Source organism: Arthrobacter sp. ZGTC412, from assembly GCF_002929215.1.
Lineage (GTDB): Bacteria > Actinomycetota > Actinomycetes > Actinomycetales > Micrococcaceae > Arthrobacter.
The window spans coordinates 1-5720 of record NZ_PJII01000038.1 but is presented as its reverse complement, the minus strand read 5'-3'; the positions used below and the strand labels follow the sequence as shown (position 1 = coordinate 5720).

The window sequence follows — 5720 nt, the reverse complement described above, 5'->3', positions numbered from 1 at the left end:
TCGGTGTGGGCGCAAAAGCTTGAGACGTCCGGGCATATAAGCACGCCCTTTTAATGCCCCCTTCCTGGATCAGGACCCGCTCCCACCAGGAACCAACGAACGGTAGGAAGAACAGTGATAGGTGTCATCGCCGATGATGTGACCGGTGGAACCGACGTTGCCGTCGCCTTCCGCCGGACCGGAATGGCCACCGTCATCCTTTTCGGCCAGCCCGATGAGACTACGGTCCTGCCGTACCATGACGCTGTGGTCATTGCGCTGAAAACAAGGACCCTCCCGGCCGAGGACGCCGTCGCCGAATCCCTGCGCGCCGCCTCCTGGCTGCAGGAACACGGTGCCAGCCAGCTGTACTTCAAGTACTGCTCCACCTTCGACTCCAAACCCGAAGGAAACATCGGGCAGGTTGCCGACGCCCTGGCGGACCTGCAGGGCGCGGCACTGACCGTGGTGGCCCCGTCTTCGCCCGAGCATCGGCGGACCCAGTACATGGGAAACCTTTTCGTCGCAGACCAGCCCCTCGCTGAATCACCAATGAGTCACCACCCGCTTACGCCCATGAGGGATTCGAACGTCGTCCGACTGCTGTCGGCGCAGACTGAGCGGCGCATTGAACTCGTCAGCCTGGCAACGGTAGATGCTGGAGCCCGGGCAGTCCGGGAGCGTCTCGATGACCTTGCCGCCTCCGGTATCCGCTATGCCGTTGTCGATGCGATCTCCACAACCGACCTTCAGACCATCGGAGACGCTTGCCGGGATGACGTGTTGGTGACCGGTGCTGCCGGACTGGCGGGTGGACTTGGCCATGCCCTGACCGGAACGACGAAAACCCCCCAAAGCCATGGTGCTGACCCGATCGGTGCCTGCCGGTCAGTTGCTTTGGCCGGCAGTTGTTCGGCCCGGACCCGGGAACAGGTCGCTTACATGCGCGATCGAGAACCCTCCTTCTTCTTGGATGCCGTCAGAACGCCCGATGCCGGGGAGCTCGCTGCGTCGGCGCTGGCCTGGTTCACGTCGCTGCCGGCAGATGCCTGTCCGCTCATTTACTCCACTCAGGAACCGGATCAGCTGCGCCGTACCCAGGCAATTCTGGGCACCGAACGCTCGGCCCAGATCCTGGAGGGAGCCACGGGCTTGATTGCCTGCGGACTGGTTGACCGCGGTGTTCGGCGTCTTGTCACCGCTGGGGGTGAGACATCCGGGGCGGTGGTGGCTGCCCTGGACATTCACGGTGGCACCATCGGAACTGAGATCGCCCCCGGCGTACCGTGGATTTATACGATCGGTCCCGCCCCTGTCGCCCTGCTTCTCAAATCGGGCAACTTCGGAAGCCCTGAGCTGCTTGTCCAAGCGGTGCGCTCCGGAGCCCATGCTGAGGAGACAAGCCTTGCCGGACACTGAAGTAGCCTACGTCGGCTCCCGGACCAGCGTGCAGCGCGAAGGCTGCGGCAGCGGCTGGAAGTCTTCGAGATCCTGCCCTTGGGGCCGCTCACATACTGGGTCGCTCCCGCCCTCGGAACTTTCATGCTCATCCTGCCCCTGGCCCATGGCTGGCAAACCTCAGATTAGGAGCATCACCCCGTGACCGCGCACCACCATGCCCCGCTGATCTCGCTGATCAGTGCCACCCCTGTCGCCATACCACCGGCGACAGGGGCTTTCCGCGAGATTTTTCCCGAAGCCACTCTGTGGAACCTCCTCGATGACCGGCTCCTCGCCGACGCCACCGAACAAGGCGGCGTCACCGATGCACTGGCCGAACGGATGACCCGACTGATCCGACACGCTGAAGCAGAAGGCGCGGACGGCATCCTCCTGACCTGCTCGATGTATGGTCCAGTGGCAGAGAAGCTGGCAGGACAAATTTCGATCCCGTTGTACGCACCCGACGCCTCAGCATTCCAGGCCGCCCTGGAAGGCCCGTATGACCGGATCCTGATCCTTGCTTCCGCGAAAGGTCCTCTCGACGATGCCGTGGAACGCTTTACCCACGCGGCGCAGGGCGCTGGACGGAGGGTACTCGTGGCAGGCACTGTTGCTGACGGCGCGGTCGCCGCGGCCACAGCAGGGGATCAGGCTCTCCTGACAGACGCGCTACACGGGGCCTGCCAAGCGCAAGGGACGGGATACGACGCTGTCCTGCTTGCCCAGTACTCACTCTCGCCGGTTGCAGATGCTCTGTCCAAGCTGATTGGCAAACCCGTACTGGCAGGACCTAAGTTGGCGGCAGCCACGCTGCGGTCCCTGTTGCTCCAGAAATCCACACCATTAGTAACCGAACCGAAAGCAAATGTATGAGCAGCGAACGTAAAGTCCGGGAGTCCGTTGTCGACGCCGCACGATCGATATTCAACCGCGGTCTGACACACGGACGGACCGGGAACATCAGCGTGCGCTGGCAAGACTCGATCCTCGTCACTCCCACAGGAAGCTCTCTCGGAACCGTCACCCCCGATGAGCTCTCCCTCATTGACGCCAACGGAAAACATATCGGGGGCAGCAAACCTTCCAAAGAAGCGTTCCTGCACGCAGCGGTCCTGCGGGCACGGCCGCAGGATAGTGCCGTCGTCCATACACACTCAACCTACTCAGCAGCCCTGTCCTGTTTGGACCACAGTTCCACTGGGAGCGTCATTCCGCCCCTCACGGCCTACTTTGCCATGCGCGTGGGCACGTTGCCGCTGCTGCCTTACCACGCACCCGGAGACCCTGCCCTGGAAGGACTGGCGGAAGTTACAGCCCGGAGCCACTTGGCCATGCTGCTCAGCAACCATGGCCCTGTTGTCGCCGGCAAGGACGTGGCCACCGCCATGGATGCACTGGAAGAACTCGAGGAAACAGCCAAAGTGCATCTCTTGCTACACGGCCACAACACCAGGCCACTGACACCGGAGCAGGCTGCCGCTGTCGCGGGGAGGTGACTCGGTGCCCGGGCCGACTCACCGGCCCGGGCAGGGACCTGGATGAGCGGTGTATCCGCAGGGGTTGCCCTCGTCGGCACGACTATCCTCGTCGGCTATTTTGCACGCGGATTTTTCATCACCAACCCGGCGTTGCTGTTTACCTGGCGAAGGCAGAGCTGCAGACGATTTTCTCGGCCTTGGTGCCGGCGGCGTTCGCCGCGGCCATTCTGACGCGTCTGCTCAATTGGCTTCTCAGCCGTCGTTGGTCTCGCCGCAGGGTGCCGAAATTGTGGTCGATGCAATGGCAAGCTCTTATGTCAACGCCAACGGCAGTCACATCGGCATTCCGGTCGCTGTGTATGCCGTGGGCAATGCCACGCCCGTGGCGCCGGTGCTTATCGTGCAGCTGCTGGCGCTCTCCCCGTTGTTCCTGCTGCTTCTTAACCTGTCTGCGGGTGAATCTACCCTGCTTGGTCAAAAGACTTGAGGAGGGGTCCGCCAATGTCCCGCTGGCTGCCGGTGACAACGACGCGGGACGCTACTTCCCTGTACTCCAGGAAATGGGCAGCTGTGAGGTGCTCCTGTTCGAATGCGGCCTGGTCCCGGTAAACCTCGTAGAAGGCAAAGTGGTTGGTGCCCTCGCCGAGCTCTATGACGTCGAAGCGGTGGCATCCGGGCTCGTTACTGACCGAACGGGCGGCGTTCCGGGTGATGGCTTCGAGGAACTCTCCGCGCCCCTCGGGCTTGATCTCCAGCGTGACCCACAAACTGAACATGTGCTCTCCCCTTTACTGCGGCTCGTCTGTTTCCGGCCGGGCAGGTTTGCACGGCCGGCTACAGTCCGGCGGCCACCGGAGGACGGACGGCCCGGACAAGGAAGTCGACGTCACCAAAATTGCCGGACTTCAGAAGCAGCGTAATGGGGATGCCGTTGGACGTGTGGATCCATGGCACTCCAGGGGCTGCCTCCGACCCGATTATTCCGCCTTCTACCTCTAAGGCAGTCACGACCGACCCGGACGTCTCACCGCCGGCGACAACGACTTTGCGCACACCCCTTGCGACCAGCCCTCGGGCGATGAGGCCCATCGCCGCCTCGAGAATGCTTGCCGAGACCGAAACTCCGAGCATCTGCTGGGATTCGCGGAGCTTTTCCGGTGGCAGTGAGGAGTAGATGAGCGGCGGCGTACTGTCCTGCTGGTGGTCGTACCAGGCCAGTGCCGCCTCGGCCAGGAGGACAGGGTTGGGGACCGCGACAGCATCAAGCTGGTAGGAAGGGTGTCCTTCGGACTGCATGGCGCCGATCTGCTCCAGGGTCCGCGCTGAGCATGATCCTGCCAAGGCCACTGCCGGGCCTTCTGGCTCGGACTCATTGAGCGATGAGGGTTTTTTGGCGAGTGCGTTGCGTTCGGCGACTGCCGTTGCCAGTCCGCCTGCCAGCCCTGCTGCCCCGGATACAAAGGAGTGGTCCACCACGGCGCGGCCGATGGTGGCGAGGTCTGAGGAGCTGACAGCGTCCACCACCGCATAGGCTGTCCCGGATTCCTGAAGGCGTTCGAGAGCCGCGGCCAGCGTCTTGGTGCCGCTCTGCACGTCGGGCAAGGGGACCAGGGAAACTTTGCCTGCCGTCTGGATGCGCAAGAGTTCCGGTACACGGGAGTCGGCCATTGGCGTCAGAGGGTGGTGGCGCATGGGCGAGTCAGCCAGGAGCTGGCTGTGGACGAACAGGTGTCCGTTGTACTGCGTCCGCCCGTGCTCGGGGGAGCTGGGAACCACCACCGCGAGTTTGCTGCCGGTCAAGGCGGCAAGCGCGTCGTTGACAGGGCCTATGTTTCCTGCGCGAGTTGAGTCGAAGGTGGAGCAGAATTTGAAGAACAGTTGCTGCGCTCCCGCGGCCAGCAGCTTGCGTGCAGTTGTCAGGGACTGCTCTACCGCGTCCTGAACCGGCACGGTTCGTGTCTTGAGGGCGACGACGACGACGTCTACGTTGTTGGTCACGGTCACGGCGTTCGGTACGCCGAACTGGATGAGGACGCGCAGGCCCTTTCGGCGGAAAGCGACGGCGACATCAGTGCCGCCGGTGAAGTCATCGGCAATTACCCCGATCATTGGGGACCTCCAAAAATGGTGCGGCGCAGGGCGGCGGCTGAGTTCAACGGCCCTGAATAGACGGGTATGCCAGTGGCTGCTTCCAACACGTTGGTAGCAGGTCCGAGCGAATATTGGGCGAGCAGGATGGCTTCCGGTGCCACCGGTTGTTTTTGGACGGCAGTGAGAAGGGCTTTGCTGAGGCCATCAGTGTCACCGTTGACGGCAGGCGCTTGGGCGTCCTTGACGACGGCACCCCTGATTTCGATCGGCACACCGCGTTCGGCGGTTTCGTTGATGAGCCTGTTGACGGCCACGGTCAGGGGTTGCCGGGCGCTGGCGAGGACTAGGACCGTGCCCGGTGCTGCATTAAAAACATTCTGCAGTGCGGTTTCGTCCGGATCGAGCAGCGGTACCGGGCACCGGTCGGTATAGGAGCGCAAAGCGGTTGTATAGACGGGACAGGTGAGGAGGATCGCCTCGGCTCCTTCAAGCACCGCGTGCTCAATGAGGCGGTGCAGGCGCTGGGCCAGGGATCCGGTGACGCCGCGGTGATCGGCGTCGTCCTGCAAACGGTCATCGAGAATGTTCCAGAGCCTGGCTTCTGGAAATTCCTCTTCGAAGGCGGTCTTAGCGGGCGCGATCACGACCGGATTGGCGCTGATGAGGGCAACCAATGGCCGGTGCTGTCCGGGGGACATGCTCGTTCTCCTGATCCAATATGAATGTTGG

Annotated in this window: 7 protein-coding genes; 4 read left to right on the top strand and 3 right to left on the bottom strand. The window is 62.8% G+C overall.

From position 1 onward, the window contains the following. Positions 1 to 114: 114 nt before the first annotated feature. The 4 genes from otnK (CXQ88_RS21190) (at position 115) to CXQ88_RS21665 (ending at position 3387) form a co-directional block, all read left to right on the top strand. Positions 115 to 1398, top strand: coding sequence for a 3-oxo-tetronate kinase (gene otnK / locus CXQ88_RS21190; protein WP_104046132.1), 1284 nt, complete (start codon positions 115 to 117; stop codon positions 1396 to 1398). A 180-nt stretch (positions 1399 to 1578) separates the two neighbouring features. Then, positions 1579 to 2295 carry an aspartate/glutamate racemase family protein gene (locus CXQ88_RS21185; protein WP_104046131.1) on the top strand — a complete coding sequence of 239 codons (717 nt, stop codon included), beginning with the start codon at positions 1579 to 1581 and terminating at the stop codon, positions 2293 to 2295. After that, entirely contained in the window at positions 2292 to 2918 is a 627-nt protein-coding gene (gene otnC / locus CXQ88_RS21180) for a 3-oxo-tetronate 4-phosphate decarboxylase (RefSeq protein WP_104046130.1), read from the top strand. The genes CXQ88_RS21185 and otnC overlap by 4 nt, the downstream gene beginning before the upstream one ends. Positions 2919 to 2967: 49 nt before the next feature. Next, entirely contained in the window at positions 2968 to 3387 is a 420-nt protein-coding gene (locus CXQ88_RS21665; RefSeq protein WP_146069266.1) for a hypothetical protein, read from the top strand. On the opposite strand, the gene CXQ88_RS21175 is transcribed toward CXQ88_RS21665, so the two are convergent. Genes CXQ88_RS21175 through CXQ88_RS21165 form a run of 3 tightly spaced genes read right to left on the bottom strand, consistent with a single transcriptional unit; the run spans position 3362 to position 5689 of the window. Then, entirely contained in the window at positions 3362 to 3676 is a 315-nt protein-coding gene (locus tag CXQ88_RS21175; RefSeq protein ID WP_104046129.1) for a putative quinol monooxygenase, read from the bottom strand. The genes CXQ88_RS21665 and CXQ88_RS21175 overlap by 26 nt on opposite strands. A 58-nt stretch (positions 3677 to 3734) precedes the next feature. Beyond that, positions 3735 to 5009, bottom strand: coding sequence for a 3-oxo-tetronate kinase (gene otnK / locus CXQ88_RS21170; RefSeq protein WP_104046128.1), 1275 nt, complete (start codon positions 5007 to 5009; stop codon positions 3735 to 3737). Then, complete coding sequence (locus CXQ88_RS21165; RefSeq protein ID WP_146069265.1) at positions 5006 to 5689, bottom strand: hypothetical protein; 684 nt, start codon at positions 5687 to 5689, stop codon at positions 5006 to 5008. The genes otnK (CXQ88_RS21170) and CXQ88_RS21165 overlap by 4 nt, the downstream gene beginning before the upstream one ends. Positions 5690 to 5720 lie beyond the last annotated feature (31 nt).

Bases quoted from the DNA above. Each gene is read 5' to 3' on its own strand.
- otnC (WP_104046130.1), top strand. From the start codon at position 2,292: ATGAGCAGCGAACGTAAAGTCCGGGAGTCCGTTGTCGACGCCGCACGA.
- CXQ88_RS21175 (WP_104046129.1), bottom strand. From the start codon at position 3,676: ATGTTCAGTTTGTGGGTCACGCTGGAGATCAAGCCCGAGGGGCGCGGA.
- otnK (WP_104046128.1), bottom strand. From the start codon at position 5,009: ATGATCGGGGTAATTGCCGATGACTTCACCGGCGGCACTGATGTCGCC.
- CXQ88_RS21165 (WP_146069265.1), bottom strand. From the start codon at position 5,689: ATGTCCCCCGGACAGCACCGGCCATTGGTTGCCCTCATCAGCGCCAAT.